General features: G+C 61.2%; 17 protein-coding genes and 3 pseudogenes. 10 read left to right on the forward strand and 10 right to left on the reverse strand.

Going from position 1 to position 24930, the window contains the following annotated elements; all coding sequences use genetic code 11:
• Positions 1–187: pseudogene (locus tag H5395_RS13965) on the forward strand (glycosyltransferase family 2 protein); the annotation flags it as partial.
• Between the two features lie 227 nt (positions 188–414).
• Here H5395_RS13965 and H5395_RS13970 read toward each other — a convergent pair.
• The gene (locus H5395_RS13970; RefSeq protein WP_182793189.1) at positions 415–1380 is read right to left on the reverse strand and encodes a glycosyltransferase; all 966 of its coding nucleotides are present in this window, start codon (positions 1378–1380) and stop codon (positions 415–417) included.
• Between the two features lie 184 nt (positions 1381–1564).
• Positions 1565–3169 carry a VPLPA-CTERM-specific exosortase XrtD gene (gene xrtD, locus H5395_RS13975; RefSeq protein ID WP_182793190.1) on the reverse strand — a complete coding sequence of 535 codons (1605 nt, stop codon included), beginning with the start codon at positions 3167–3169 and terminating at the stop codon, positions 1565–1567.
• Between the two features lie 409 nt (positions 3170–3578).
• Between xrtD and H5395_RS13980 the strand changes: the two genes are divergently transcribed.
• Entirely contained in the window at positions 3579–4523 is a 945-nt protein-coding gene (locus H5395_RS13980) for a glycosyltransferase family 2 protein (protein WP_182793191.1), read from the forward strand.
• 239 nt (positions 4524–4762) lie between these two features.
• Here the strand turns inward: H5395_RS13980 and H5395_RS13985 are convergent, their stop codons facing one another.
• The 3 genes from H5395_RS13985 to H5395_RS13995 all read right to left on the reverse strand — a co-directional run bounded on the left by H5395_RS13985 (position 4763) and on the right by H5395_RS13995 (position 8458).
• Positions 4763–6076 (reverse strand): glycosyltransferase family 4 protein, encoded by a 1314-nt coding sequence (locus tag H5395_RS13985; RefSeq protein ID WP_182793192.1) that lies wholly within the window; start codon positions 6074–6076, stop codon positions 4763–4765.
• 79 nt (positions 6077–6155) lie between these two features.
• Positions 6156–7187, reverse strand: a complete 1032-nt coding sequence (locus H5395_RS13990; protein WP_182793193.1) for a glycosyltransferase — start codon at positions 7185–7187, stop codon at positions 6156–6158.
• Between the two features lie 266 nt (positions 7188–7453).
• The gene (locus tag H5395_RS13995) at positions 7454–8458 is read right to left on the reverse strand and encodes a replication initiator protein A (RefSeq protein ID WP_182793194.1); all 1005 of its coding nucleotides are present in this window, start codon (positions 8456–8458) and stop codon (positions 7454–7456) included.
• A gap of 444 nt (positions 8459–8902) precedes the next feature.
• Here H5395_RS13995 and H5395_RS14000 point away from each other — a divergent pair, with 444 nt between their 5' ends.
• Together H5395_RS14000 and H5395_RS14005 are read left to right on the forward strand one after the other, a co-directional pair.
• Positions 8903–10282 carry an AAA family ATPase gene (locus H5395_RS14000; protein WP_182793195.1) on the forward strand — a complete coding sequence of 460 codons (1380 nt, stop codon included), beginning with the start codon at positions 8903–8905 and terminating at the stop codon, positions 10280–10282.
• A gap of 176 nt (positions 10283–10458) precedes the next feature.
• Positions 10459–11367 carry a ParB N-terminal domain-containing protein gene (locus H5395_RS14005; RefSeq protein WP_182793196.1) on the forward strand — a complete coding sequence of 303 codons (909 nt, stop codon included), beginning with the start codon at positions 10459–10461 and terminating at the stop codon, positions 11365–11367.
• Positions 11368–11471: 104 nt separating this feature from the next.
• Here H5395_RS14005 and H5395_RS14010 read toward each other — a convergent pair whose 3' ends face one another.
• The gene (locus tag H5395_RS14010; RefSeq protein WP_182793197.1) at positions 11472–14369 is read right to left on the reverse strand and encodes a right-handed parallel beta-helix repeat-containing protein; all 2898 of its coding nucleotides are present in this window, start codon (positions 14367–14369) and stop codon (positions 11472–11474) included.
• Positions 14370–15202: 833 nt separating this feature from the next.
• On the opposite strand from H5395_RS14010, the pseudogene H5395_RS14015 reads away from it, so the two are divergent.
• Both H5395_RS14015 and H5395_RS19520 read left to right on the forward strand, forming a co-directional pair.
• Positions 15203–16450 (forward strand): annotated as a pseudogene (locus H5395_RS14015) (IS256 family transposase).
• A gap of 1431 nt (positions 16451–17881) precedes the next feature.
• Positions 17882–17926 (forward strand): annotated as a pseudogene (locus H5395_RS19520) (tetracycline resistance efflux system leader peptide); the annotation flags it as partial.
• A 32-nt stretch (positions 17927–17958) separates the two neighbouring features.
• On the opposite strand, the gene H5395_RS14025 reads toward H5395_RS19520, so the two are convergent.
• The 3 genes from H5395_RS14025 to H5395_RS14035 form a co-directional block, all read right to left on the reverse strand.
• Positions 17959–18975, reverse strand: coding sequence for a hypothetical protein (locus H5395_RS14025; protein ID WP_182793198.1), 1017 nt, complete (start codon positions 18973–18975; stop codon positions 17959–17961).
• A 533-nt stretch (positions 18976–19508) separates the two neighbouring features.
• On the reverse strand, positions 19509–19955 hold the full coding sequence (locus H5395_RS14030; protein ID WP_182793199.1) for a type II toxin-antitoxin system VapC family toxin: 447 nt from the start codon (positions 19953–19955) through the stop codon (positions 19509–19511).
• On the reverse strand, positions 19952–20194 hold the full coding sequence (locus tag H5395_RS14035; RefSeq protein ID WP_182793200.1) for a hypothetical protein: 243 nt from the start codon (positions 20192–20194) through the stop codon (positions 19952–19954). Before H5395_RS14035 ends, H5395_RS14030 begins: the two co-directional genes overlap by 4 nt.
• A 238-nt stretch (positions 20195–20432) precedes the next feature.
• Here H5395_RS14035 and H5395_RS14040 point away from each other — a divergent pair, with 238 nt between their 5' ends.
• From H5395_RS14040 to H5395_RS14055, 4 genes are all read left to right on the forward strand, one after another.
• The gene (locus H5395_RS14040) at positions 20433–21014 is read left to right on the forward strand and encodes a recombinase family protein (RefSeq protein ID WP_182793214.1); all 582 of its coding nucleotides are present in this window, start codon (positions 20433–20435) and stop codon (positions 21012–21014) included.
• 358 nt (positions 21015–21372) lie between these two features.
• Complete coding sequence (locus H5395_RS14045; RefSeq protein WP_182793201.1) at positions 21373–21975, forward strand: VPLPA-CTERM sorting domain-containing protein; 603 nt, start codon at positions 21373–21375, stop codon at positions 21973–21975.
• A 279-nt stretch (positions 21976–22254) separates the two neighbouring features.
• A complete protein-coding gene (locus H5395_RS14050; protein ID WP_182793202.1) occupies positions 22255–22836 on the forward strand; it encodes a PEP-CTERM sorting domain-containing protein in 582 nt (193 codons plus the stop codon).
• A gap of 501 nt (positions 22837–23337) precedes the next feature.
• Positions 23338–23964 (forward strand): VPLPA-CTERM sorting domain-containing protein, encoded by a 627-nt coding sequence (locus H5395_RS14055; RefSeq protein WP_182793203.1) that lies wholly within the window; start codon positions 23338–23340, stop codon positions 23962–23964.
• Between the two features lie 76 nt (positions 23965–24040).
• Here the strand turns inward: H5395_RS14055 and H5395_RS14060 are convergent, their stop codons facing one another.
• On the reverse strand, positions 24041–24925 hold the full coding sequence (locus tag H5395_RS14060; RefSeq protein WP_182793204.1) for a CpsD/CapB family tyrosine-protein kinase: 885 nt from the start codon (positions 24923–24925) through the stop codon (positions 24041–24043).
• Positions 24926–24930: the final 5 nt, after the last annotated feature.

Consider the following 24930-nt stretch of genomic DNA (forward strand, 5'->3'; position numbering starts at 1 on the left):
GCTGCTGCTGGCCTGGCCCTTGCAGGTGCTGCGGCTTCGGTTGCGTGGCGAGCCCTGGGAGCGGGCGCTGTTCCTGACCCTGGCAAAGTTCCCCGAAGCCCAGGGCGTGCTGAGATATGCCTGGCAACGCCTCAGGGGCGGCCAGGTCAGGCTGATCGAATACAAGCGACCCGAAAACCCGCGCTGACAGGGGGCACGACCCAAGACACGCAGGTCTTGCAAGCTGCAGATGACAGCCTGTATCCGTCATCCATCTGCGGGCTCTGCCCCTAGGCCAGCATTCGCCATGCTCGGGTTCGTCCCGGCCCAACCGGATGGCGCTGCCAATCCCGCCGCCACGAACCCTGCCCCCTCCTCAAGCGCGGGGAAGCCCGGATGCCCGCTTCTGGCGAGGGCCGTTCGCAGAATGCGTCATCATGGCTGCCTTCTTCGACCGTGAGTCAGGTAGTCCCTCCAGACATGAAGGGGGTTCTGCACCGGTCGCCCCCGCACGGTCCGGTGGAGGAGATAAATCAGATTTCCGCTCAGAAACAGGAAGTTGCCCAGTGTGGCCCCTGATCGCCCGTGGTGCTTTCGCAGAAAGCGTGCCCGCGATTGCAGCCATATCGGCGAAGCGCGCCGAACCTCTGGTTGCTCGGAATGCTGTTTGGTGGATTGCCCTTCCAGATGAACTACCCGGCTGTCGTGGACATGCCAGACGGACAGGCCATGCCGGCGGACCCGTGCCATCAGATCCGTTTCCTCGAAATACAGGAAATAGCCGTCATCCATCAGCCCCACATCATCCAGAACGCGGCGGGGCATCATGAAGCTTGCACCGCTCACCCAGTCCGCCTCTTGCGTGGTGGTGGGCGTCGGGATGGTGACGACCGATGATGGCACCAGCCGGTCCAGAACGCTGCTGCATGCGCCACGGAAGAACTCCCGCCACGGAGCCGGAAAGCGGAATGCGCAGGATTGCGGACTGCCATCCGGATTTTCCAAGCGGCTTCCTGCGACTCCCGCACCCCGATGGGCCTCCAGAAAACGCACCAGCGCCGTAACGGCACCGGGGCGGATATAGGTATCGGGATTCAGGAAATGGACGTGGGTGAAGCTTGGATCGGGCGCTACGAAGCGCCGGAAGATCTCGTTGTTCCCGTAGGCAAATCCGCCGTTCCTTCCGATATCGAAGCATTGCGCCCATTCTCCGATTCCCTCGGCGGCAATGTAGTCCTGGATCAGGGTAACGGAGTTGTCACCGGAGTCCGCATCTCCGATGAAGACGCGCATTTTCAACCCTGATGCGATCTCGTCGCGCAGTGAGGCGAGACAATCCGTGACGAGAGCAGAGGTGCGGTAATTCAGGATGAGAACCGCGACATGGGGCAATGAAGACATCAGGCAATCCGTCGGATCAATCAGAGCAAGTATTTTCCGGCACGCCCAAGGAGTGATGCGGACAGGATGTCCGTTCAGGTCGACCGTTCAAGGATGTCGATACAGTTGGACCCAAGGATGTAGCACACCTGTCGGCCTTTGTTCGGCGGACATCAGCCGAACCAATTCGCTGAAGGCGCATACCTCACCCTTCGGGCATGAAGCGTGGCAATGGGCCGATCAGTTCGTGTGTGACAGATAGCAGCCGCGCCTCGGCATCGGCATCGCTCTCGTCTTCCTTGATCTCGGTGGTCAGCCGCACGATGCCGCCGTCGGTCTGGCCGGTGCGGATGCCGTCTGCCAGCAGATACAGCCGGGCGGCGTAATCGGAGGCGACCCGGCGGCTGCCCTGTTGGAACCAGTAATAGACCATCATCCGCGAGTAACCCTTCTGGATCACCGCCACGTTGACGGGGAAGGCTCCCTCGATCCCCAGCCGTGGAGCAAGGTCGGTGCGTTCCAGCCGGGCGATTTCCCAGCCCGAGGAGGGCAGGCAGATCTCGGGCGAATGGATGCCGCCCTTGGTCTGGTCGTTGTAGAAGGCCATGAAGAGCCCGACCGGGGCGGCAGCGCCGTCCTGCACGAAATGAGCCTGGCGGTAATCATCGGCCCCCAGATTTTGCGCCACGTCAGGTGAAAGCCGCTCGTCCAGCCCCTGCTGCCGCCAGGCTCCCAGTTCGTGCGGGAAGGCTGCGAAGGGCGCGCGCTCGGGGACGATGCCCCGATTTTCGGAAACCAGTTGCCACAGCCCCAACGCTCCGATGCCCAGGAGCGCTGCGGTGATCATTGCCCGAGACGGCTGCACCAGGCTCAGCCGGCGCAGTTGCCGCGCCATGCCGGCAGTTTCCAGATCGAGCGCCTCACCCAGCGTAGGCTTGGCCGGATGCAGCAGCAGCATCAGCCGCGCCAGCCCGAACAGCAGCAGGACGCAGGCAATGAAGATCACCCAGCCCTCGAAGAAATGGGTGAAGCCTTCCAGCCAGTCCACCCCGTAGCGGTCGGCGATCACCCCGGCAATGGCGATGCGCACCGAGTTCATCAGCATGGTGATCGGCACCGCCGCCAAGAGCAGCACCGCCTTGTGCCAGACCGGCCCCCGGTAAAGCACCGCAAAGATGTAGGAAAAGGACAGGATCGGGAAAAGATAGCGCAGCCCGGAACAGGCGTCGGCGACATGCAGCTTGAGCGTGCCGAGGTCGATGATGTTGCCGTCCAGATAGACCGGCACCTTGAGCATCTGCAGGAACCAGACGCCCAGTTCGGACGAGATCATCCGAAGATCGGTTGAAACCTTGTAATACAGCACGTCCGGCAGCGGCAGCATGTAGACCAGATGCAGGACCGGCGGCCAGAAATGCCGCCCCGTGGACCAGCCGAACGAGATCAGCAGGATTCCCGCGACCCAGAGGATCGTCGCATAGGCGACGACATCGTCGATCCCCGACAGCTTGCCGAGCGCCCCCATCGCCAGCGCCAGTCCGACCACGACCACACCCGGCCAGCGATCGGGAATATGACCCGGGCGCGGGGGATACTGCTTCAGTTCCCGCAGGAACATCAGCGCCGAGAGCACAGGGATCATGGGGCCGTGGCTGTATTCGGGCCGTTGCCAAGCCTGCAGCAGCGCGTCCAGACCGTCGATGAAGAACCAGCCTGCGGCCACGGTGGCGATCGCCAGCCAGAACAGGCCGGAGGCCCCCGACAGGGTCAGGCCCGGGTAAGACAGGCGGGGGGTATCGATCGATGCCATCTCCGGGCGTCCTCCTCAAAAACCGTGGACCGGTATGGGGCAGTCCGCGCGTCTATGGCTGTTGCTCAAGTCCCGCCTTCCGACAAGACCGACCAATCATGGGGCCTCGGGTATCATGATCCAACCAGGAAAGCCCTAGGATCTGCAGGTTTTCATCTTATCTTTTTCGCCAGGTTTCCAGAAAGCGGCCCCTCCAGGGCGCCTGCGGACAATCCGGCCCATTCTTCGAACTGCGTCGGACCAGTCCCGGCCGAGGAAGCGCGGCGGTCAGCTCTACCGCGGCCATTCCCGATTGACCGCCATGACACGCATGGGATGAAATCGTTTCTCTTCTGCGGATCTTGCCCTGCTTGCGCCGGAAGCAGCCGCACGGCACAAGAAGGCCCCGAAAGGAACGGCCCTGCCCATCATGCCCTCGTCCCCTTCCCGCGCCTATCTCCTGGTTTCTTCCTGCCGCAACGAGGCCGCCTATATGCGCCGTACGCTGGACAGCGTGATTGCGCAGAGCGTGCCGCCGGCGCGCTGGATCATCGTTGACGACGGCTCGACCGACGAGACGTCGCGGATCCTGGCGGACTATGCCGCCCGGCACGACTTCATCCAGGTCGTGACCAGGCCCGACCGCGGCCATCGCGCCGTCGGGCCCGGAGTGATCGAGGCCTTCTACCACGGACTCGACCAGGTCGATCTCCGCGCCTTCCCCTATCTCTGCAAGCTCGACCTCGATCTCGACCTGCCCCCCCGCTATTTCGAGATCCTCATGCAGCGGATGGAGGAAAATCTGCGCATCGGCAGCTGCTCGGGCAAGCCCTGGTTCCGCACCGCGGGCGGCCGCTGGGTATCCGAGAAATGCGGTGACGAGATGTCGGTGGGCATGACCAAGTTCTACCGGCGCGAGTGCTTCGAGCAGATCGGCGGTTTTGTGCGCGAGGTCATGTGGGACGCCATCGACTGCCACAAGGCCCGCCAGCTGGGCTGGATCGTGGTCAGCTGGAACGACGAGGCACTGCGCTTCGAGCATCTGCGCCCCATGGGATCGAGCCAGAAGAGCATCTGGACCGGCCGCCGCCGGCATGGCTTCGGGCAGTACTACATGGGCTCGGACCCGCTCTATTTCGTTGCGACCGGCCTCTATCGCATGGCGCATCCGCCCTATGTGCTGGGTGGTCTCGCGACGATCCAAGGCTACCTTGCCGCTTGGGTGGGGGGCGAGAAGAAGCACGAGGACGCCGAGCTTCGCGCCTTCATCCGCGACTACCAGCGCCGCGCCCTGCGCAAGGGCAAGGCCCGCGCTGTGGCCGAGATCGAAGCCGAGCGTGCGGGCCTGTGGCAGGAGGAGGCTGACCTCATGTAGGCCAGCACAAGGGACGCAACTCGCCGACCCAAGATCCTGCTGCTGGCCAAGGCGTGAATCCCAAGAATAATCAGTGTGTCACTGGTCGGCTGATCACTGGCATGCGCGCCAGGCAGAGTCGCCAATGTGCACCTGATTGCAAGACAGCCCGGATCCGTGAGGTCTATGATTGGGTGCTGGATAGTCAGCCTGAGCGGCCGAGGTCGTTCGACAGCTTGATGTTCTACCAGAACAATGTCCTATCGCAGGGGCATCCTTTTCGTAGCATGACGGCTGGGACGATCTGGCCCGTACCCTTTTTGCATTGCAGGTCCACTCGCCATCCGGCTGTTTCCATCCGACCAGTCTAGGCCGGATCCCATCAGATCTGCCAGCTTCGCGGCCTCTTTTGCCACGTCGAAATCCGCCTTGACCCGGGCTTGGCCTGCCTGACCTATGGCACGGGCGCGCGCGGGATCGGTCAGAAGTTCGATCATTGCCTCTGCGAAGGCTGCAGTATCCCCAGGTGCTACAATCCGGCCTGAAACCCCGTCCTCGACCAGTTCGGGAATGCCGGCGATACGGGTTGCCAAAACCGGTAGGCCGGTCGCCATGGCTTCCATCAGCACGACCGGAACACCTTCGGCGAAGGAAGACAAAGCAAAGAGATCGGTACGTGACAGTTCTGCCGCCACTTCCTCTTGGCCGAGATAGCCGGTGAAGCGGACAGCTTGCGAAAGACCTAACTCAGCCACTCGGTCTTCAAGCGCCACTCGGGCTGGCCCGTCGCCAACCAGCGTCAGTCGAGCGTCAGGATAGGCTTCCCGGACACGGGCGAAAGCCTCGATCAGCACGGGAACGCCCTTGGCGGCGGCAAGGCGACCAATGAACAATACATCACGTCCTGGGGCCCGGGCCGGATCGGCACCGTAGTGGGCAGGTTCCACCCCGCAATGCACGATCCGCAACTTGGGCCAGTGCGCCATGTCGGAAAACAGCATCCCCTGACTGCGGCAGAACTGACTGATGCAGGCAACGAAACACGCTCGCGCAATCTTCTCGTCCAGCCGCCAGCGTCCGGTGTCCAGAAAATCTGCAGGCCCATGCAAGGTAAAGCTGTAAGGGATACCAGACAACTCGGACGTCAGCATGGCGACCGAGGATGACGCCATCGCGAAGTGATTATGCAGATGGCCTACCCCGGCACGGGCCAGATGCCGTGCCAGCACCATTGCCTCGATCACGTAGAACATCTGCCATATCGTCGCCCTGATCCCTGCGGGCCGGGTCGCCAGTGCCAATCTCAGCATCCGCCCGAAACGACGCGGTCGCCACAGCGACCATCCAAGTGCTGCCAGCATGGTTCCAGGCCTGCAGGCAGCTTCAAGGACATAGAAGGTCGTTGCGGCGGCTTCCCTTTCGTCAGCACCGCGATGATGTTCGAAGCCGGTGCGACGAACCGAGCAGGTCAGCACCTCGCAGCCCAAAGCGCGCAGCGCCAGCACTTCGCGGAGGATAAATGTATGCGAGACGGCCGGGTATTCGCCGGTCAAGTAGGCAATGCGGCTAGTCATGAATGATCTTGCTTCCTGCCTATGATCTTGGCTCGTAAAATTGAAAGCCTGCAATGCCGGAAAGGCTTATGATAACTTATCACCAATGGCCTGCACCAGTGCCCCTGTGCATTTTATAGGATGCCAGAATCCAGACAGTCAGATCCAAACCTGTTCCAAGAAACAAGTTCAGGGTCGGCTTTGCTCCAAACTTTTTTCTTTGAATATATCTACGCCACCGATTGCTTAGGAATTCAAACGGAATATAACCAAAAGGCAGGCGAGGCAGTTCCTGTCTGATGAGCGTGGGTATCCATTCCTCATCAACAGCGGCCTTCATCAGCATGTCATGAGCTTCGCTTTCATTCACTGCCTCATTTCGCACTTTTTGATAGATGGCAGAATTTATCGCGCTACCAATTACGATTCGGGTCTGATGGCGAACAAGTTCAGGAAGAGTCTTTATCGAACTGTAGACATGAAAAACATCCTGATGACCATCGATAAGATTTAGGTCTTCCGGATGCGAGAACAATCCTGTCAGCAGCATGGCGCGGAAGAAGCCGTCCTCTACCGGAAGGCCGATCGGAAGACCAATCCGTCGCAACGCTCCTGTCCGAGCCAGAAAAAGCTGACCACAAATAGATTTTTTCCAGTCTGTGAGACTATCAGCACCTGATCCGATCAATCTTGGAATAAAACCCTTTGAGGAGGCGCCAAAATTTATGTCCTTTATAGGATGCGAAGTAATCACGACAAGGTTGGATCGATCATATAGTTCAGTCGACATATCGCGGAGTGCAGTAGGCATCGGAATCCGGATATCACCGTCCATAAATCCTAGAAGATCATCATCGGGTCGAGAAAACTCGTGAATGAAACGATGTGCCGTTCTGGATTTTCCTGACTCCACTAAATCCAGCACCTCGACATGTGCTGAAAATTCCGGCGGCAGAGTGGATAATGCAGATCGAGCCGCTGCAACCGTATCATCAGTGCAGCCATTCGCCAAAAGGACAAAGCGTACGTCAATATCAGAATCTAGGAGGATGTCCTGTTTGGAAAGATCCAGAAGCAGATCAGGAATATTTTCTTCTTCATTATGCGCGAATATCGCGAAAGAGATTTTCATTGATCTGTCCTGAGCCGGGCGCCTATCTTAAGTAACGCTCTTTGATCAAGCCAACAACCTCATATTGTTACACCTGCATTGAGATCGAGGTCTCACTAAGGTGCTACGACATTCCAAGCTGATTTCAGGTGGGTCCTCCAGGTGCCAAATCGAAGCACAAAGGCGGTGTCGCCAAGGCCAAGTGATCCTCGCGTTCAAGGCGACTACGCTTGGTCTTGGGCTGCTCCCGGCACCTGACCGAAGGCCGCTCCACCTTGTCGACCCGCTCATCCGCTCCGCGTCCGCACCCAGCCCAGAAAGGCCGCGTCGGGGCTGCGCAGGCGGGGGCGGCCAGTCGAGGTCCACCAGGCGCGCCACTCGGCCTCGAGCGCATAGACGTCCGCGCCGGGGCGAAGCGCACGGGCCTCGGCGAGGGTTTCGGGTCGCAGGTGCGGGCCGTCGGCCGGATCGAACACCGCGGCGCGGGGGGTGATGCGCAGGATGTCGCCCGGCTCTTCGGACAGGAGATAGTCGGGCAGGCGGTTCTCGCGGATCATCTCGCGCAGCATCGCGCGGAACACCCGCACGGGACTGGCCGAGCCGCTCTTCTTGGCCAGCACCGGGACCGAGACCAGCCACTCGGGCTGGCGGCCGCAGTGCTTGCGGGCGAGTTCGTAGACCCGCCGCTCGAGCGGCTTGCGAAGCTGGAAGTAGTCGCGGCTGAGCGTCAGGACCGAGCGCGCCAGCACCGCCTGGAAGAGCCATTCCGACAGGGTGATGGTCACCGCCACCATCCGGCCGACACGGGACCTGCGCACGATCTCCCAGCTCTCGATCAGGCCGAAGCCGCTGGTGATCTCGTGCCCGCCGACGGTGATATTCGTGGTGATGCGGGTGCCGGCCAGCCGCTCCAGCGCATCCCGCAGCCGCTGGTAGCTGTCGCCCGAGGTCTCGCGGTTGGTTGCCACCAGAAGGTCATGGGCCCTCAGCGTCAGCCGCCGCGAGATCTCGCGGCCGCCGTTCAGCCCGGCCATCAGCTGGCTGATGCAGAAGATCAGGATGTCGGCGTCGAAGATCGTCGCCCGGCCCCGCACGCTGGGGGTCACGGTCAGCGTCGCGTCGTTATGGGCATAGTGCACCACCCGGCGATCCGGCCGGGTGGAAAGCGAGAACAGCGGATGCTCCATCGAGGCGAGGTCGTGCTTGGGAACGGCGGCAAGGAAGTCGCAGACGAACAGGTCCTGCGCCGCCCCCTGCCCCGGCATGGGCATGCCCGGCATCACTGTCGCCATCCCTGTCTCCGCCTCTCCGACGAGCAGCCGCCGGTTTCTCCGGACGCCCTGCGGCCAACGTCGTTTCATTGACACCATCCCTAGAGACGGTGCCGCAGCTGGTCCAGTGCGAGGCAACCGGAAGGCCAGACTTGTCGGGGGATCAGATTCACCCTGACGTGGGATCGGATTCACTTCATCGTGGTATCGGATTCACTGAGGACTTGAGATAGTCATATAAATAGCTCCCATATCAAGGACTTGCTGGAGAGAAGGCTGGGGTTGGGAAGGCTGTAACTATGATATAACTGAATACTAACACGTAAGGTGATGCAGACTGGCCACGCCGGGACTGTGGAAAACACGAGAATGCTTGAGAAAATACACTGACAGACTGGTTCTGGTGGCATGTATCGCGTTACATGGTATGTGAGGTGAAAGACAGCACATCTGCATGGAAACAGCGTGAGCCGCTCTCAGAACACCCCGCCTTATTTCAACATCTCGCCTGATCGTGCGCTTTCTCTGCTGGGTGAAGCGACGGGAACATCGGAACTGGCAGAGATCGCCGCCCGGTACCGGGCGGGTCGTGACGATCTTGTCGGCCGGGGCCGCGACGACAGCGGCGAACGCCGTCTCCGGCTCTTCTCGACCTGGGAGATCACGAAGTATCTCATCCCGGTCGCCCCCCAGCATTTCCGGCGCGTGCTGCGGGCCAACCCCGACCTGCCGCAGGGCCGCGCCGAGTCCGTGGCAGGCGCGCGCTGGTTTTCCCTGGACGAGGTGCTGCGGCTCAGGGCGCATTTCGGGGCCGAAGGGTCGAAGGCCAAGGAATACCTGCCCTATCGTCCCAGGGGACTGCCGGCCAAGATCGTGGCAGTCGCCAACTTCAAGGGCGGTGTCGGCAAGACCTCGACCTGCGCCCATCTGGCGATGTCCGCGGCGCTGGATGGTTACCGGGTGCTGACCATCGACCTCGACAGCCAGGGCTCGCTGTCGTCGATCTTCGGGGCGCGGATCGAGGACGAGTGGGAGACGGTGTTTCCCCTGCTCGCCCGCCATTACGCCGAGACGCTGAGGATCGACAACCAGCGCCGCCTCGACCGCGGCGAGTCCCCGCAGCCCCTGGACAATACGCTGGCAGAGGCGCTGAAGATCACCGCCGGCGACCTGATCCGTCCCACCCACTGGCCCAATATCGACATCATCGGCGCGCAGCTGAACCTCTACTGGGCCGAGTTCCAGATCCCGGTCTGGCGCATGGCCTCGCGGGGCTGGAAGCTGTGGGACGCGCTGACCGAGATGCTGGCAGCGGACGGGATCCTCGACCGCTACGACCTGGTCTTCCTGGATACCCCCCCTGCCCTCGGCTATCTGACCATCAACGGGCTGGCCGCCGCCGACATCGTGCTGGTGCCCTTCGGCGCCTCGTTCCTGGAGTTCGACTCGACCGGCCGCTTCTTCGACATGCTGCATTCGACCTTTTCCTCGATCGAGAGCAGCGAGAACATCGCCGCCCGCGCGCTTGGCCGGGACGAACTGCATTTCGAATGGGACGCCGTCCGCGCGGTGCTGACGCGCTATGACGCCAGCCAGCAGGCCGAGATGGCGGGGCTGATCCAGACCTACCTGGGGCAGACGCTGTCGCCGCACCGGCAGGGCTTCACCTCGCTGATCGGGCAGGCGGGCGAACAGGTCCAGGGCATCTACGAGGCAGACTATCGCGACTTCAACCGCGAAACCTATGCCCGGGGCCGCGAGACCTTCGACGAGACCTATGCCGCCTTCAAGACGCTGCTGCTGGGGATCTGGCGGCGCGACGAGCTGGCGCAGGATGCGACCTGACAGATCCTGGCAGCAAGGGCAGGGCCCGCATCACGGAGATTGACATGGCCAAACGCAGACGCCTGGGCCTTGCCCAGGGCGAACCCCCTTCCGAGACCCTGCCCTCTCCTCCCATGCGCGGGTTCGGGCCTCTGGGTGATCCGGAGTTCACGGCCCGGCCCCAGCGGCCGCCGCCGGTGGCCCAGATCGCCGGAGAGGCTGCTGCCCAGGCTGCCCTGGACGATCTGGCCGACAGCATGCGGCAGGCTCGCGATTCCGGGCGGCTGATCATCGATCTGCCGCTCGAGTCGGTGGTCGAAACCCATCTGGTCCGGGACCGGCAGCATTTCGATCCCGAGGACATGGCGGCCCTGAAGGCGAGCCTGGCGGATCGTGGGCAACAGACCCCCATCGAGGTGGTGGCCCTGGGCGGCGAGCGTTACGGGCTGATCTCCGGCGCGCGCCGCCTGAGCGCGCTGCGCGAACTGGCGGCCGAGCAGGGGGGGCGCTTCGAACAGGTCCAGGCGGTGATCCGGCCCTTTGCAGAAGCCCCGCAAGCCTATCTGGCGATGGTCGAGGAAAACGAGATCCGCTCGGATCTGTCCTTCTACGAACGGGCCCGGCTGGCCCATGAGGCCGCGCGTATCGGTGTGTTCGAAAGCCCCTCGGCGGCAGTCAAGGCACTGTTCGTGCATGCCTCACCATCGCGCCGGTCGAAGATCCTGAACTTCGTCAGCCTGCATGAACGGCTTGGCGAGGTGCTGCGCTTTCCTGAGGCAATCCCCGAGAAGCTGGGCTTGGCACTGGACCGGATGCTGCAGCAGTTTCCGGAGGCAGCCTCCGAACTGCGGCGGGCATTGTCCGATGCCAAGGCGGAAACTGTCGCGGAAGAACGCCGGATCCTGGAGGCTGCGCTGGAGCGGGAAGGGCAGTTCGTATTCTCGCCAAGGAAGCACGCCGAGAAGCCGGCGACGCCTCCTGTCTCGCGTGAGATCGTCGAAGGCATCCGGATCAAAGGCCAGCCGGGCAGGGTGGTTCTGTCCGGCCGGGGTGTCACGGAGGAGCTTCTTGATGCCCTCTCCGAGTGGCTGAGGGCAAGGCAGTAGGTTTTCGCACGCGAAACTTTCGCATGCGAAAACCCAGGATCAGTGGGCAGGTTTCGCACGCGAAAAACAGCAAACCTGTCCTCAAGATTTTCGCATGCGAAAAATCAGTTGAAGGTGTTGTCAGGGAGCGGCTGCGCCTGCAGAGCCTGCCACAGCTCCAGATATGCCGGATCGTCCGCCCAGTCCTCAACCTGATCGCTGCCGAACGTCGCCACGGTCACCTTGCCCGCGCCGTTCCTGCCTATCATCAGCCGGATCTCGTCATCCAGATGATCGATCTGCAAAAGCGCATCCCGATCCGGGCCAAGCCCAATGATCTCGATGTCGTCGAAATCCCCGACGATCTGGTCGGCCTTCATCAAGGTGATGGTGGGGGCAGACTGACCAAGTTCCCAGCCAGAAAGGTCGATCGTAAGGGTCCCGCCCAACTGGACCGCCGAATCCAGTTGCGATGTCTCATCGAAGGCCCCCGAGCGGAACTCGCCCAAGGTGGAGAGACCGTCCGCATCCGCCACGAAGTCGAGCGCCGCCCCTTTGTGAAGGCGCAGGACAGCGGCCGCGCCGTCCTGCGCGTCGAAGCCGGTGGCAATTCGACTGCCCTCCAAGGTCAGCCTGCTGCCGGCGGCGAGGTCGAAGGAGCCGCCCGCCGTGGCCAGAAGTGCCTGGGCATTGTCGCTGACCTGCAGCGCGACAGGGCCTGCCAGAGCCCCGGTGTTGGCAAGACGTCCACCGGCCGCGTCGATCTCGAGAAGGCCGCTGCCGTGGTAACCATCGATCCAGACCTGCCCCGCGCGGTCTATCGACAGCGCTGCGCCAGAGGCGCCAACCTCGATCTCTCCGGCAACCGTCAACTTGCCCGAGGTGGCCGACAGCTTGCCGAAGTCGCCGAAAGCGAGATCATGAACCGTGGTGGTGATGCTGCCGAACCGTACGGCATTGCCCGCGAGATCGACGCTGTCTCCCGCCTGAGTGCCCGGCAGGTCCCCGGTGGACCAGTTCAGGCGGCTGTCCCAGCGAACGCCGTCCCCTCTTTCATCGGGAACGAAGACCAGGGTGTCGGCCGCGGTTCGCAGGCTCGTGTCGAGGCCGAAGCCTGCCCGGAAAAAGGCATTGATCAGGTCGGCATCGACCACATGATCCAGTTGGCCATTAGCCTGGGCGCGCAGGACGGCGGCCAGGTCGCCGATGCTCGCGTCGGGCTTGCCCAGAAGATCAGCCGTGAACTTCTGGATCGTGACCTTATCGAGCCTGAGCGGGTCAAGTCCTTCCACACCCCGGTTCGGGTTTGTGGCAAGCCCCTCAGTGCCAGCCGCCCATTTGTAGACGATCGTGTCGTCAAAGAACCGGTCTGCATTGGAATTCAGTGCCCGGTGGGTGACGCTCTTGGCGGCGATCTCATCGGGGTTGGCCGGATCGGCCAAGTGGGCGATGATGTTACCGATCAGGGATGACTGCAGGCTTTTGTCCTCCACTCCCATTGACAACGCGCCTTCCATTTCCGCGACGCGCTTGTGTCCTGCGGAGGTCACAAGGTTTCCTGTGAACAGCGTGTAATTTCCGGCTGGTCCGGCCCCTTGGTAATCGCCGCCCAAGAAATTCACTGCGGCGTTGTTGTCGATGAAAGCATTGTCCTCGATGAACCCGCCCGAGCGGATCTGGGCTCCAAAGGAGGCGCCGCGCAGAAAGATATTGTCGCGGACGGTGACGTCCAAGTTATCTGCTTGAATGTAGAGATTGTGGCTGAACATGCTGGGCGGCATCGGAGCGGTGGCTGACACATTTTGGTCATAGCCCTTGGCCCAGCCATTGTGATCGAAGAGGTTCTCCTCGATCAGGACGCCCGTGCTCCTGTCAATGTAAGCACCGCCTATCCGGTTTATATGTGCATGCCAGATTGGCCCGTCATTGACGGGCTGCTCGCGGGCGATGTCCACGATATCGCTGCGGCGAAAGGTCAGTCCGTCTACTTTCTGGAAGTTGCCCCCATCTCCGCGGATCGAGACCTTGTCCAACAGGATGTTGCGGCCTTCCAGTACCTGAGCGCGTTCCAGCAGGTCGATACCATGGAGGACAACATGGGACGAAACTTCCTGGAAAATGTTGAGATCTCCGCCGATCCGTGGATCCTCCCCTTCCCCATAGGCCGTGACCACAAGGGGATATAGCTCGGATTCCCCATTCGAGCCGCGATGGATCAGGCGCGTGGCATGTTCCTTGTCATACTCGTAGCCGCGTTCGAACAGCAGCCAGTTTGACGAGGTGCGGTCACCCTCGAAGCTGAGTTCCGTCCACAGCGCCATGCCGAGTTCGGTGTCCAGCGCCTTGTCCTCGGTTGCCCCGTATTCCGGGTGGTCTTTCAGCCACTGGCCCCATTTGCCCTCCATCTGGACAGCGTCCAGACCTTCTTCCCTGGCGATCTCCCGAGCTGTCAGCCCATGTTTCCCCGCGGTGACGTGTACCTTCCGGTGCTCGTCGCCATGCTCCAGCACCAGTTCGCCATCAGAATCGGTCTCCAGCATGTAGGTCTCGCCCAACCCCCAGCCGGCGGCCTGCCTGGCTGGGGTCAGGTCGATCTCGGCATTGACCTCGACCACCGACGCGTCTGCCCTTGTCACTTCATAGCGGAAGTCGACACGGTCCAGGTCCTGCTCCGCCCCCGTCATCACCAGGGCGAGCTTGAGATCCGGCGTCACGCTCACCTGACCGTGATCCGGCTGGACCAGAATGCGGATGGACAGAACCTCGCTGTCGGCTGTGACTGAAGAAGGAAGTTCGAGCCATGTGACGCGATCCGCCTGGGCAGTGGCCGACATGACGTCAGAGCGTGAAACCTGCCCGGAGTGAGGATCTGTCTGCGACATGTCAGGTGCAGTTGCCGGGGATGGCTCAAGATAGGGTGTCTCGCCGCGCGCCACTGACCCAAGAGGGGCAACGGTCAGGAAGAAGCTGGAGACTGCCTTCATGGAGCCGGAGAGCGCCTTGATGAAAAAGTCGTGCGACAAGGTAGAACCTTTCATTTGAGGTAAGACGGGGAGCATTCTGAATTGTCTTGGCTCGAGCTCGTCTATGAACAAACCTCATCCGTATGATGGGCCCGCCGATCTCGGCATTGAACAGATGCGTTCTTGAGAAGCCGAATGCTGTCCCCAGTGATGCAGCACGCTTACGCGCTGCCGCCACGAAGACACTGACAAGGCCGCTGCATTGTTGAAGGAGAGACCCAACCAAGCTGTAATGACCTGTCATTGCAGCCATACTCGGCTAACGTAGCCATCCATAGCCTGCTCACCACCCATATTTTCCAGATAACTGCAGAATAGATTGGACTGGCTCTTCAGGTAGAGGTCGCTGTTTTCGCGTGCGAAAAATACAAGCATGGTCGCGAAATCGAGACCACCATGGAGCCGGACCAGCTTCGATAGTCCGGTTCTGTCTCCAGTTGCCAAGAGAGACGTTCTCTGACCTGATGCTGAAGAGACAATCTGCAGGTGAGAAGCGGTTGTGGGTGGGTCGGCAAGCATGAGAGCCCCCAGTGGACAGGCTTGTAATTAGGCCGGTATGCGGTCTGGCGGCAATGCACGGCAGGGCAGACGAAATTCCGAGGAGCGGTTCTCCGCTCCTTCCTTGGACTGGTGCTTGATCGATGCGGCTCTCTCTAGACTTAGGAGCCATTGTCTTCATAGCCAGAACATGACGGTGGCAGCGAAGGGCAGGTTAGCGTCCGAGCAGGTGGTGTAATTTCACTGGCGCTGCCGGTGTAATCGGAGGTGGCCATCGAGGTGTATGGTCGAGGTGGAGTTTCGACGCTTCAACCCCGGACCACACGGAGACCCCGATGACCAAGACCAGCATGGACCTGTCCGAGCTTCTGGCAAAGCACGATCAGGGTGATTTCTTGCGCGCGATCGCCGAAGCTGTCCTGCAGCTGCTCATGGAGGCAGACGTTGAGGGCTTGATCGGCGCCGGGCGCCATGAGCGCAGCGGCGACCGCACGACCTGGCGCAACGGCTACCGGGAGCGTGCTCTCGACACCCGTTTGGGCACGTTGAACCTGCGGGTGCCGAAGCTGCGGCAGGGCAGCTACTTCCCTGGCTTTCTCGAGGCCCGCAAGACGTCGGAGCAGGCGCTGGTCGCTGTCATCCAGGAAGCCTGGATCGGCGGCGTGTCCACCCGCCGGGTCGATGATCTGGTCCAGGCAATGGGGCTGAGCGGAATCTCGAAAAGCACCGTCTCCAAGCTGTGCAAGGAATGAGCCGGGCCAGAAAACGATCCGGTGGATCGTTTTCCCGGCGAATGATGAACGGGTCGGCGAGTTCCTGAACCGGCCGCTGGTGGGTGAATGGCCTTACGTCTGGCTCGACGCCACCTACCTGAAGGTCCGCCAGGGGGGCGGATCGTCTCGGTCGCGGCCATAATCGCCGTGGCCGCGAACACCGAGGGCCGCCGCGAGATCATCGGGCTGGGCATCGGGCCATCTGAAGCCGAGACATTCTGGACGGACTTCCTGCGCGCGCTGAAAGCCCGCGGCCTCGGCGGGGTGAAGCTGGTCATCAGCGACGCTCACACGGGTCTGAAAGGCGCAATCGCGCGCATCTTCGAGGCGACATGGCAGCGCTGCCGCGTTCATTGGATGCGCAACGCTCTCGCCCATGTCTCGAAAGGCCAGCACACCGTGGTCGCCGCGGCGATCCGCCAAGCCTTCGACCAGCCCGACCGAACGCACGCCGGCGAGACCTGGCGGCACGTCGCGGGCCAGCTCCGCACTCGTTGGCCCAGGCTGGCCGATCTGATGGACGCCAGCGAGCATGACGTGCTGGCCTACATGACCTTCCCACGCCAGCATCGGACCAAGCTGCACAGCACCAATCCCATCGAGCGCCTGAACAAGGAAGTGAAGCGGCGCGCCGACGTCGTCGGGATCTTCCCGAACGAGGCCTCGATCATGCGTCTGATTGGCGCCGTGCTCTTCGAGCAGAATGACGAATGGCAGACCTCAAGCCGCTACATGATGGTTGAGGCCTTCGCCCAGATCGACAAGGAGGAGATCGACCCCATCCTCAGCCTCACCACCAAGGCCGCCTGATTGATCATGACCTCAGGCCATCTTCCCATTTACACCACATTGACGGACGTGACCAAGGGCAGACCAGAACCACTTCCCCGCCACCCCGAGCATAGCACCAGGACCCGTCATGCACTAAGATTGAAAATTGACCACGCTCGCTGACGACTGGAACGAGCGGTGGCGTCGGGGGGGATCGATGAGGTACCGTACATCCGGCTGATCTTGATAGGGCAGGATGAAGCGAGGCCGAACACCATCCGTCCACCAGATCACGATGACGACTACAAGCCGCCGCCTCATGCCAAACCATTTCTGTCTCGCGTCGCCTGTTCGGTGTGGGACGGAACATTGCTTGAGCGTGTGCGTGCTTCGCTCAGGTTTCGCGCAAGCTTGGCGACAGCACGTGTGCCTTCGGGGTTGCCGTACCCGGAAAACCTCGCTGATCTGGACGGGAAGGAGGCTCGGCTTGCGCCATCTGCACTAAGGACAGAGAGGAGGCTCTCGGACGTGAAGCAGGAGCAAAATGAAGTAGATTATAGCTTTGCGTCGTTTCAGCTCATCGAGCGAGGCTCGGTGGGTATCTTGCCGGACTCGAAATTCGTATAGAAAACTTCAGGTAGAAGCAATGATAGTTGCAAATCTCGCGACTTACCCGAAACGCCTCTCTTTCTTGCCGTACGTCTTGCGTGCTATGGCGCCACAAGTGGACATAATGAATGTAGTCCTCAACGAGTTCAGTGCGCCGCCAGACTTCATGAATGAGTACTCTAACGTTAATGCGATAATTCCTGATCATGACACTAAGGACGCGGGTAAGTTCTTTCCCGAAATCCCAAGTGCCGACTATCTATTTCTGATTGATGACGACATCATATACCCTGCTGATTACGTTGGATCGACACTAAGGAGCTTTGAGTCTCTGGGATCAGGCCCTTTCATTGGAGGTTACCACTGTTCGATATATAATTGGCCAAGATTCTCGCTTAAGGGCGGCAGTTACCGGGGTAAACTTTACGAACTTGTAAACTATTATCGAAGGCCGAACGAAATTGCTCGATACCGTAAATTTCTCGCATATGAGTTTGGTCAGGATCAACCTATTTTCGTGGATCAGATTGGCTCGGGAACTGCAGTCATGCGATGCGTTGATCGACCGCCATATGACTTTATGCGCACGAGCCAAAGGTTCGTGGATGTGCGCCTCGCTCGTTGGTGTTTTGAGCGTGGCATCGCGCGAGTGAGCCTGCCGCGGCCCGCCGGTTGGATCTTGCCAAGTGAGGCTGCGGGAGTCTCATTTGAGGAAACTATTTTTCGTGACTTTACTGAAAGCCATGAAGCGCATGTTGCTCGGGAGATTCGAGCTTACGCTTTCCGCGACCCTAGGGTTGGACAGCCTGCGTCGTCTGATCTCGCTACCCACCTTTAAGTACACTCAAGTAGTGTCCCACCTGCCTTAAATGCACTCGCTGTCAATTGAAGAAAGGCTCAATCTGACGTGAAGCTAGCCTCAGGACCCCTTGTCGCCCTCATCCCATCTCCGGCCCGAGCGAGAACCAGATCGAGCCATCGGCCGCATTGCCCAGCAGTGACCCATCCCAGACCGTGTCGATGCCGGTCACAGGTCCGGCTCCCCCCATCATGAACAGGGCATGCAGAGGACGTTCCCGCAGGGTGTTCGCCAGCACCTTCATGATGCGGATTTTATAATTCCAGAACCACATCAGACCCATGCTCTCGAGGAAGTCCCGGCCCCGTCCGGGCAGCCGGTTGTAGGCCACGAACTCCTCGAAGATCCGGTCCAGCGCTTCCCGCTCCGTCATCCCCTTCTTCTGCGTCAGGTGGTCGTAGAGCACCGCCTTGGCGACGAAATCCCCATACTGGACCATGCGGTTCAGGCCCTGGAACAGCGCCGTGTCCTTGGTGATCAGCAGGTTCTTCGCTGCGGTGGCTCCCCATCCCGGCAGCTTGTCCACCGCCCTCTCGATGTAATCGGCCCATCGCCCTTCCCGGATCGCCACATCGGCCTCGGTGAGGCTCTCGGAGATGGTCGAGAACTCTCCCGCCTTGAGCAGGGGCGCGATCGAGAGCCGCCGGTTGGCTTCCTCCAGCGCCCGGATACGCGCGGCCAGGGGCTTCATGGCCTTGGGGTCCAATGCCGCTGCCGCCACCTGCACCTGCAACCGCTGCAGCTCCTCCCGGTTCTTCACATACTCCGTGATCTCGCTGAACTTGGCTCGGCTGCCCTTGGCGATCTGCGTCAGCGGCACCCCTACGAGGGCCAGGTGCATGGTGTTCGACAGGATGTTGCCCACCGCCACGGTGACCGAGCGGATGATGATGGTGGTCTTGGCATAGGAGACCGCGTCCTGGACGAGGTTCTCCGCCTTCCTGAGCCAAGGGAAAGCCTTGGGGCCGAGCATCTCCAGCGTCTCCCTGACCGCCTTCTGGCTCCCCTCCGACCAGCGCGATGTCCCGGTCCAGAAGTCCGTGACCGAGGCCGCATGGTAGCCGATGGCGTCATCCACCATGTCGCGACGAACCATGAAGGTCTTCGGCCCGAAGGCTTCCGCGATCTCCTGCTTGATCCGCCAGCCGAGCGTGTTCCACGCATCCTTGATGACAGGGTCCTCGAGATCGGGACTATATTATCCCCGAAACCCAAGCCGGTTCAGGCGATTTATTGGTCCTAAATACCTGAAGGTATGGAAGAAGTATAATAAGTTGTCGAAGAGTTGTGGTTTGGATCAGGATGAGGGTGCTGGTTGAGCCTAAATAACCCTGAAATAACCGAGTTGTCCAAGGGAGGTCATACTGCCTAAATCCTGACTCGGAAAAAGACACCTCTCTCGTCCTGCGGGTACCTAAGGGCTGAAGAAGGTATGTTGTTGACGAAACGGAAAACCGGTGTATAAGGGGGTCGCCCCCACCGGGGGCCATGATGTGCAAACCCCAGACAGGCAAAATATCTGGATTTCTGGACCAGGTCAGTCCTCTTCCTGCCTGCGAACTGGTGGAGGCATTCCAGGTCCAGCCCAGGTGAGTGCTTCGGCTAGCGGCGCCTTCGGTGTTCCTGCAACTACCGGGTCGCGGAACTGGATACGCCCAGCAGGCAGACGAGCGATCCCGCCTCCGGGCTCCGGCCGGCGGCCTGCACGAAGCGGCGGTCGGCAGTGACGACCGGGACTCCTATGGCCATGGCGAGCGCGAGATAGCTGCAGTCATAGACGGGGTGATCCAGCAGCCGCGCCAGCCGGAATGCATCGGCTGGCAGATTGCCCGGGCGCAACCAGTTGCGAAAGGGTGCCGCGGCAATCTGGTGCAGGGCGTCCTCGGCGTCGTCAGCGCTGATCGCACCACGGCGGCATGCGACCCACAGCGCATTGGCCGCCTCGATCAGCAGAAGTGGTGGCGCATAGAGTCTGCGGCCGTCCAGCAGCGCTGCCGCAGCCTCAGAGCCCTCTTCGTCCAGAACCCACTTGAGCGCGACACTCGCATCGACCACGCAATCGCCGGGCGGGTTCATGCGTCGCTGCGTTCGGCGCGTCCCGCCCTGATCAGCTCGACACTGTCGGTGCCGGCGTGCAGGCGTGCCCGCAACCGCGCTGCAGCCGCCGCAAAGTCGGTCATGTCCGGCGCGGGCTGGAGGACCTCGCGCAGGATCATCCGGTGTTCGGCCTCGGCAGAGCGGCCATTTGCGGCGGCGCGCTCCTTGAGTGCACGCGCGATGTCGTCGTCAACCTCGCGGACAATAAGCTGGCCCATGACAGTCACCTGCACAAGTTGTCAACATTGATATCGTCATGATGTCACCTGGGGCAAGACCTTCTGAATAGGAATGCCTCCACGAGGTGACCAAGGCATGGCGGCCAGATTGTCCGAAAGGGGATCGCTCAGCGGACACTGTCGAGTGCACCGGCCGCTTCTTGCCCTGACAGGCGAAAGATTGTCTCATATGAGTGGTACGATGATCGTCTCACTCGCAGGGGGCTTTGCGGACGAAATGACCGGCACACTCATCGGCTACGCCCGCTGCTCCACCGACAAGCAGGACCTCGCTGCGCAGCGGGCGGCGCTCGAGGCTTTGGGCGTGGCTCCCGACCGGGTCTATGTCGATCATGGCCTGTCGGGGACCAGCCGCGCCCGGCCGGGCCTCGACCAGGCGCTGGCGGCTGTCAGGGCAGGGGACACGCTGGTGGTCCCCAAGCTCGACCGCCTCGCACGATCGGTCCCCGACGCCCGCGCCATCGCCGACCAGCTTCTCGCGCGGGGCGTGCGCCTCCAGCTCGGGACCAGCATCCACGACCCGCATGACCCCATGGGCCGGATGTTCTTCAACATCTTGGCCACCTTCGCCGAGTTCGAGGCCGACCTGATCCGCATGCGCACCCGCGAGGGCATGGCCATGGCCCGCGCCAAGGGCCGTCTGCGCGGCAAGCAGCCCAAGCTCTCCGAACGCCAGCAGAAGGAGCTGCGCCGGATGCACGAAACCGGCGACTACAGCATCAGCGACCTGGCCGAGCTGTTCTCGGTCTCGCGTCCCACGGTCTACCGGACGCTCAAGCGGCAGCAGGCTCGGACATAGTGCTGCTCCGAGAGGGATCCTCCGCGCCGCATCTTCGAGGACGACCTGACCATTTTGGCAACTAACCAACAGTCGTCGAGCAGGCTATTCCCCCTGCAGTTGATGAGTTTGCCGGTTCTGGCATTTTAAAATATTGAAACCGGAGATAGAACCATCTCCGGCAGACATGCGTGATCTTTGCACTAGAGATAGGAAACCGACTACAAGGCGAACCAGGACCAATTTTTCGCCTTCTGAGTGAACGCAGGTAAATAAGTTTAACTACCTGCACTTGCGCGAATATCATAAGGTTTAATGCGGCTCCGTGTCCTCAAGGCAGAGTTGGGGCTTTCACGATTTCTCTGTGCAAGGAACTCTCATGAACATCTGCAAATATCTTTCTGCGGCTGCACTCGCGGCTGCACTCAGCGTTGGCACTGCATCGGCAGCAACCTTTACAATCGAACGCGGCGACGTGAATGTTAAGGGACAAGACTTCTGTGTGCTGGGCGATTGCAAGCTTGAAGGCGTAGTCCTCAAGAACAGCTTCGACCTGGACACGGTTGGAGAAAGCGCAAACATCGATAGTCTTTTTGACTGGAACATCGCCCTTACCAGCCCTTGGACTATCGGCAAGGGTGTGTACGATGTTCAGGTCAGCTTGAACTTCTCGTCTCCCTCAGATGCCACTGCGGGTGGCTCGGGGCATGCAGGCTTCTTCACTGCTTTCGGCAAGGTTTCGGGCGGCGCCCTGAAATGGAGCGACGGATCGGGCACCGTGGCCTTTGGGGACGGACATGTCCTGAACTATTCCTTCAAGGATGCTCTCGCATTTGGTCTGGGGTCGGGAACCACTACCGGTGCGACCTTTACTTTGGCCCAAGCGCCGGCACCTGTTCCCCTGCCTGCATCTGCCCTGCTTCTGCTTGCCGGGATGGGCGCGTTAGGGAGCGTTCGTGCTTATCGCAAGCATAAAGTCTGATACTGAAGCTATACTCTGAAAACACGCTGCTTCAGTGTTTTTAGAAAGCGCGGAGCGCGAATTGGCGCTCCGGGCAAGCAAGGACAAGCAAAGCATGACCTAACCTCCCCGAGCATCAAGACTTGCCTGAAAGGTCAGTGATTCTTATCCAAGAAATGGATTGACTTTCTCTTTTCAGATGGCATCGTTCTGATGCCCGTACTTCAGTTGAACGTTACGGTTAATGAGAACTGAACACGACGATTGGGGAGGTTAACGATGAGAATTTTCAGGAGTTTGGTGGCTGCGCTCGCCTTTGTGGCGCTGCCCATATCGGCGATGGCAGCGACTGTGACGTTCAACAGTACGGCCTTGGCTCCGCTGCACAGCTCTCTGGGTACGAACTGGACGACACCCGACGGGTTCATCAACGTCAAAAGCACCGGCGGCAACATCTGGTTGGGGGCCACCTCACTGGGGGTAGCCGGAAGCGGACAGGCAGTGCAGCTTTATCAGCAGTTGAACAACAATGAGTCTCTTCGCTTCACCTTCGCCTCACCGGTGACGAATGTGACGTTCAGTCGCCCGGCAGGTATCTTTCCCGTAAGTGTGTTCAGCTATGACGCGAGCGGGAATCAGGTGTTCTCAGCTTCGGCGACCTACCCGAACTCACTGCTGCCGCGGTTGAACTACGGAGTTAATGGTGCAGATAACACGCCGATCCTGAGCTTCCTGCTGCAAGGCGTAACAGGTACTAGTACTGGTATATCATCGATCAGCTACGAGCCGGTGGCCATCGCGCCGGTTCCGGTGCCGGCGGCGGGCTTCCTGCTTCTGGGCGCACTGGGCATGCTGGCGCTGCGCCGTCGCAAGGCCGCCTGATCGCCTTTCCAAGGCGCTGCATGGGTTGAAGGGCGGGCAAGAGCCCGCCCTTCACGTACCGAAACGGCCGCAACAAGGACCTGTGCCACCGGCCGCTCTGGTCTTCACCCGTTTCACGGCCGCCAGAGATGCAGGGCTTCGAGCTTGCGCGATCCTGGCTGTCAGGCATGCCCGAGGATGCCACCTGCAAGCTTGCGTCCTGTCTGGGCCAGGGCGGGGCCATTTCGCGGATGACGCTTGGAGCGGACGAGATTGCCGAACCGGCAGGGCGTCAGCACACAGCCATGCCGTCCATGGGGCAAGAGTAAGAGGGAAAATCCACTTATTCAGGTTAATATGTCTTAAGATTGTGTTAATAATGAATAATACATGCACAGATTGTGCAGATATCATTAGCTACCTCGCGAGCGATCACTTATAAGCAAACAGTCTCGGCTACGGGTCGAGAAGTCACGAGTCACATATGGTAAGGGTGCCTGGACTGCCCCTGAAAGGTGGAGAATGAAGACTCTATACGCTCTCGCCGTAGCGGCAGCTGCCACGCTCGGCTTCGCAGCATCATCCCAGGCAGCGACGGTCACCTATACCAATCCGCAGCCCACGCCGAAGATCCAGTTGACGGTCAGCGATGATCCGGTCAATGCGCTGCAGTTCAGTCTTTCGACCCTCGTGGGTGCGGCGGACTACCTGGCCCTGGGCTTCAACTATGCCGGCTCGCTGACGCAGAGCGATCTGTCGCTGGTTTCCTATACGGGTGGGGCCAACACTCCGGCGCTGTCGCTGTTTGGCAGCACGTCAGTGGGCAAGGTGAACAACTGCGGCACAGGCTGCAACTTCAACGGTGCCGGCAGTGCTACGTTGTTCGACTACATCGTCCGCATCGGCCAACCTGGCGCCGGCCCCAACCTTGTGTCCTCCGTAGTGTTCAATATCGCCACTCTGGCCGGTCTGTCGGATCTCACGCAGTTCGCTGTCCGTGCGACATCCACGAGCAACCCGGGAGGCAGCATCAAGGCCGACCTCCTGCCGCAGCCTGCTCCGGTTCCGCTTCCCGCCTCGGGCGTGCTGCTGCTGGCCGGGCTTGCCGGTCTGGCCGTGGCGCGCCGCCGCAAGTCGGCTTCGGCCTGACCGCGCCCCACAGTCTGGCGCTCTGATCCAGAAAGGCGGGCGAAAAGCCCGCCTTTTTCATGCGCGGGATGGGCCATTAGGCCCCGCTGTCCTGCGCGTCGATCCCGCCGCCGTGACGGTAGCCGTTCAGCACCACCCCCAGCACATTCGTGTATTCGCCGACCTCGCGCTCGCAACTGTCGAACTCGCCATAGCGGGTCTGGTCGGCGCGGGCCACGATCAGGGCGCAGTCCACATGCTGCAGGAAGGCCCGCGCATCGTCGCCGATCAGGATCGAGGGCAGATCGAAGATCATCACATCCGGCTGATAGCTTTCCTGCACCTGCGCCAGCGTGTCGCGCGTCGAGGTCGCCATCAGCACCTGCGTGGGATCGGGCTCGGCCCGCCCGGACAAGGCTAGGGCGAGATTGGGGCCGATCCGGTGCGCGTGTTGCGCGAAGTCCCGCTGCCCGGTCAGCAGCGAGACGATCGGCTGCGGCTCGGCGATGCCCAGCATGGGGGCGACCGCGGGCGAGCGCAGGTCGAAGTCGAACAGGATCGAGCGCAGCTCGGGCTGGCGCGAAAGGCCGAGCGCCAGGTTGCAGGCGGTCGTGGTCTTGCCGCATTTCGGCAGCGGCGAGGTGATCGCGAGGCGCCGCCAGCCCTTCTGCTGCATCTGGTAAAGGATCTTGGTCCGCAGCACGTCGAACGGGGCCGAGGCCGCCGAGGCGCTGAGCGACAGCACCCGTTGCTGGCCCAGGCGGGCATGGTCCACTGTCACCGGATTCAGCGCGGCCCACCGTTCCTGCAGGGAAGCCCCGTCGCCTTGGCCGGGCGCCTCGGCGGCAAGGTTCCCGGCAGCCGCCACGGCCGGGACAGGCGCCGCCGGATGGCCCGGGGTCTGGGCGGGAACGCCGGCCGCCTCGGGCCGGCCCGCCCGCTTGCGCCGGGCGCTTTCGATCGCGGCCTGAAGCTTTTCCATTGCGG

This window comes from Paracoccus sp. MC1854, assembly GCF_014164635.1.
GTDB lineage: Bacteria > Pseudomonadota > Alphaproteobacteria > Rhodobacterales > Rhodobacteraceae > Paracoccus.

Bases quoted from the DNA above. Each gene is read 5' to 3' on its own strand.
- H5395_RS13970 (WP_182793189.1), bottom strand. From the start codon at position 1,380: ATGTCTTCATTGCCCCATGTCGCGGTTCTCATCCTGAATTACCGCACC.
- xrtD (WP_182793190.1), bottom strand. From the start codon at position 3,169: ATGGCATCGATCGATACCCCCCGCCTGTCTTACCCGGGCCTGACCCTG.
- H5395_RS13980 (WP_182793191.1), top strand. From the start codon at position 3,579: ATGCCCTCGTCCCCTTCCCGCGCCTATCTCCTGGTTTCTTCCTGCCGC.
- H5395_RS13985 (WP_182793192.1), bottom strand. From the start codon at position 6,076: ATGACTAGCCGCATTGCCTACTTGACCGGCGAATACCCGGCCGTCTCG.
- H5395_RS13990 (WP_182793193.1), bottom strand. From the start codon at position 7,187: ATGAAAATCTCTTTCGCGATATTCGCGCATAATGAAGAAGAAAATATT.
- H5395_RS13995 (WP_182793194.1), bottom strand. From the start codon at position 8,458: ATGGCGACAGTGATGCCGGGCATGCCCATGCCGGGGCAGGGGGCGGCG.
- H5395_RS14025 (WP_182793198.1), bottom strand. From the start codon at position 18,975: ATGGTTCGTCGCGACATGGTGGATGACGCCATCGGCTACCATGCGGCC.
- H5395_RS14030 (WP_182793199.1), bottom strand. From the start codon at position 19,955: ATGAACCCGCCCGGCGATTGCGTGGTCGATGCGAGTGTCGCGCTCAAG.
- H5395_RS14035 (WP_182793200.1), bottom strand. From the start codon at position 20,194: ATGGGCCAGCTTATTGTCCGCGAGGTTGACGACGACATCGCGCGTGCA.
- H5395_RS14040 (WP_182793214.1), top strand. From the start codon at position 20,433: ATGACCGGCACACTCATCGGCTACGCCCGCTGCTCCACCGACAAGCAG.
- H5395_RS14045 (WP_182793201.1), top strand. From the start codon at position 21,373: ATGAACATCTGCAAATATCTTTCTGCGGCTGCACTCGCGGCTGCACTC.
- H5395_RS14055 (WP_182793203.1), top strand. From the start codon at position 23,338: ATGAAGACTCTATACGCTCTCGCCGTAGCGGCAGCTGCCACGCTCGGC.
- H5395_RS14060 (WP_182793204.1), bottom strand. From the start codon at position 24,925: ATGGAAAAGCTTCAGGCCGCGATCGAAAGCGCCCGGCGCAAGCGGGCG.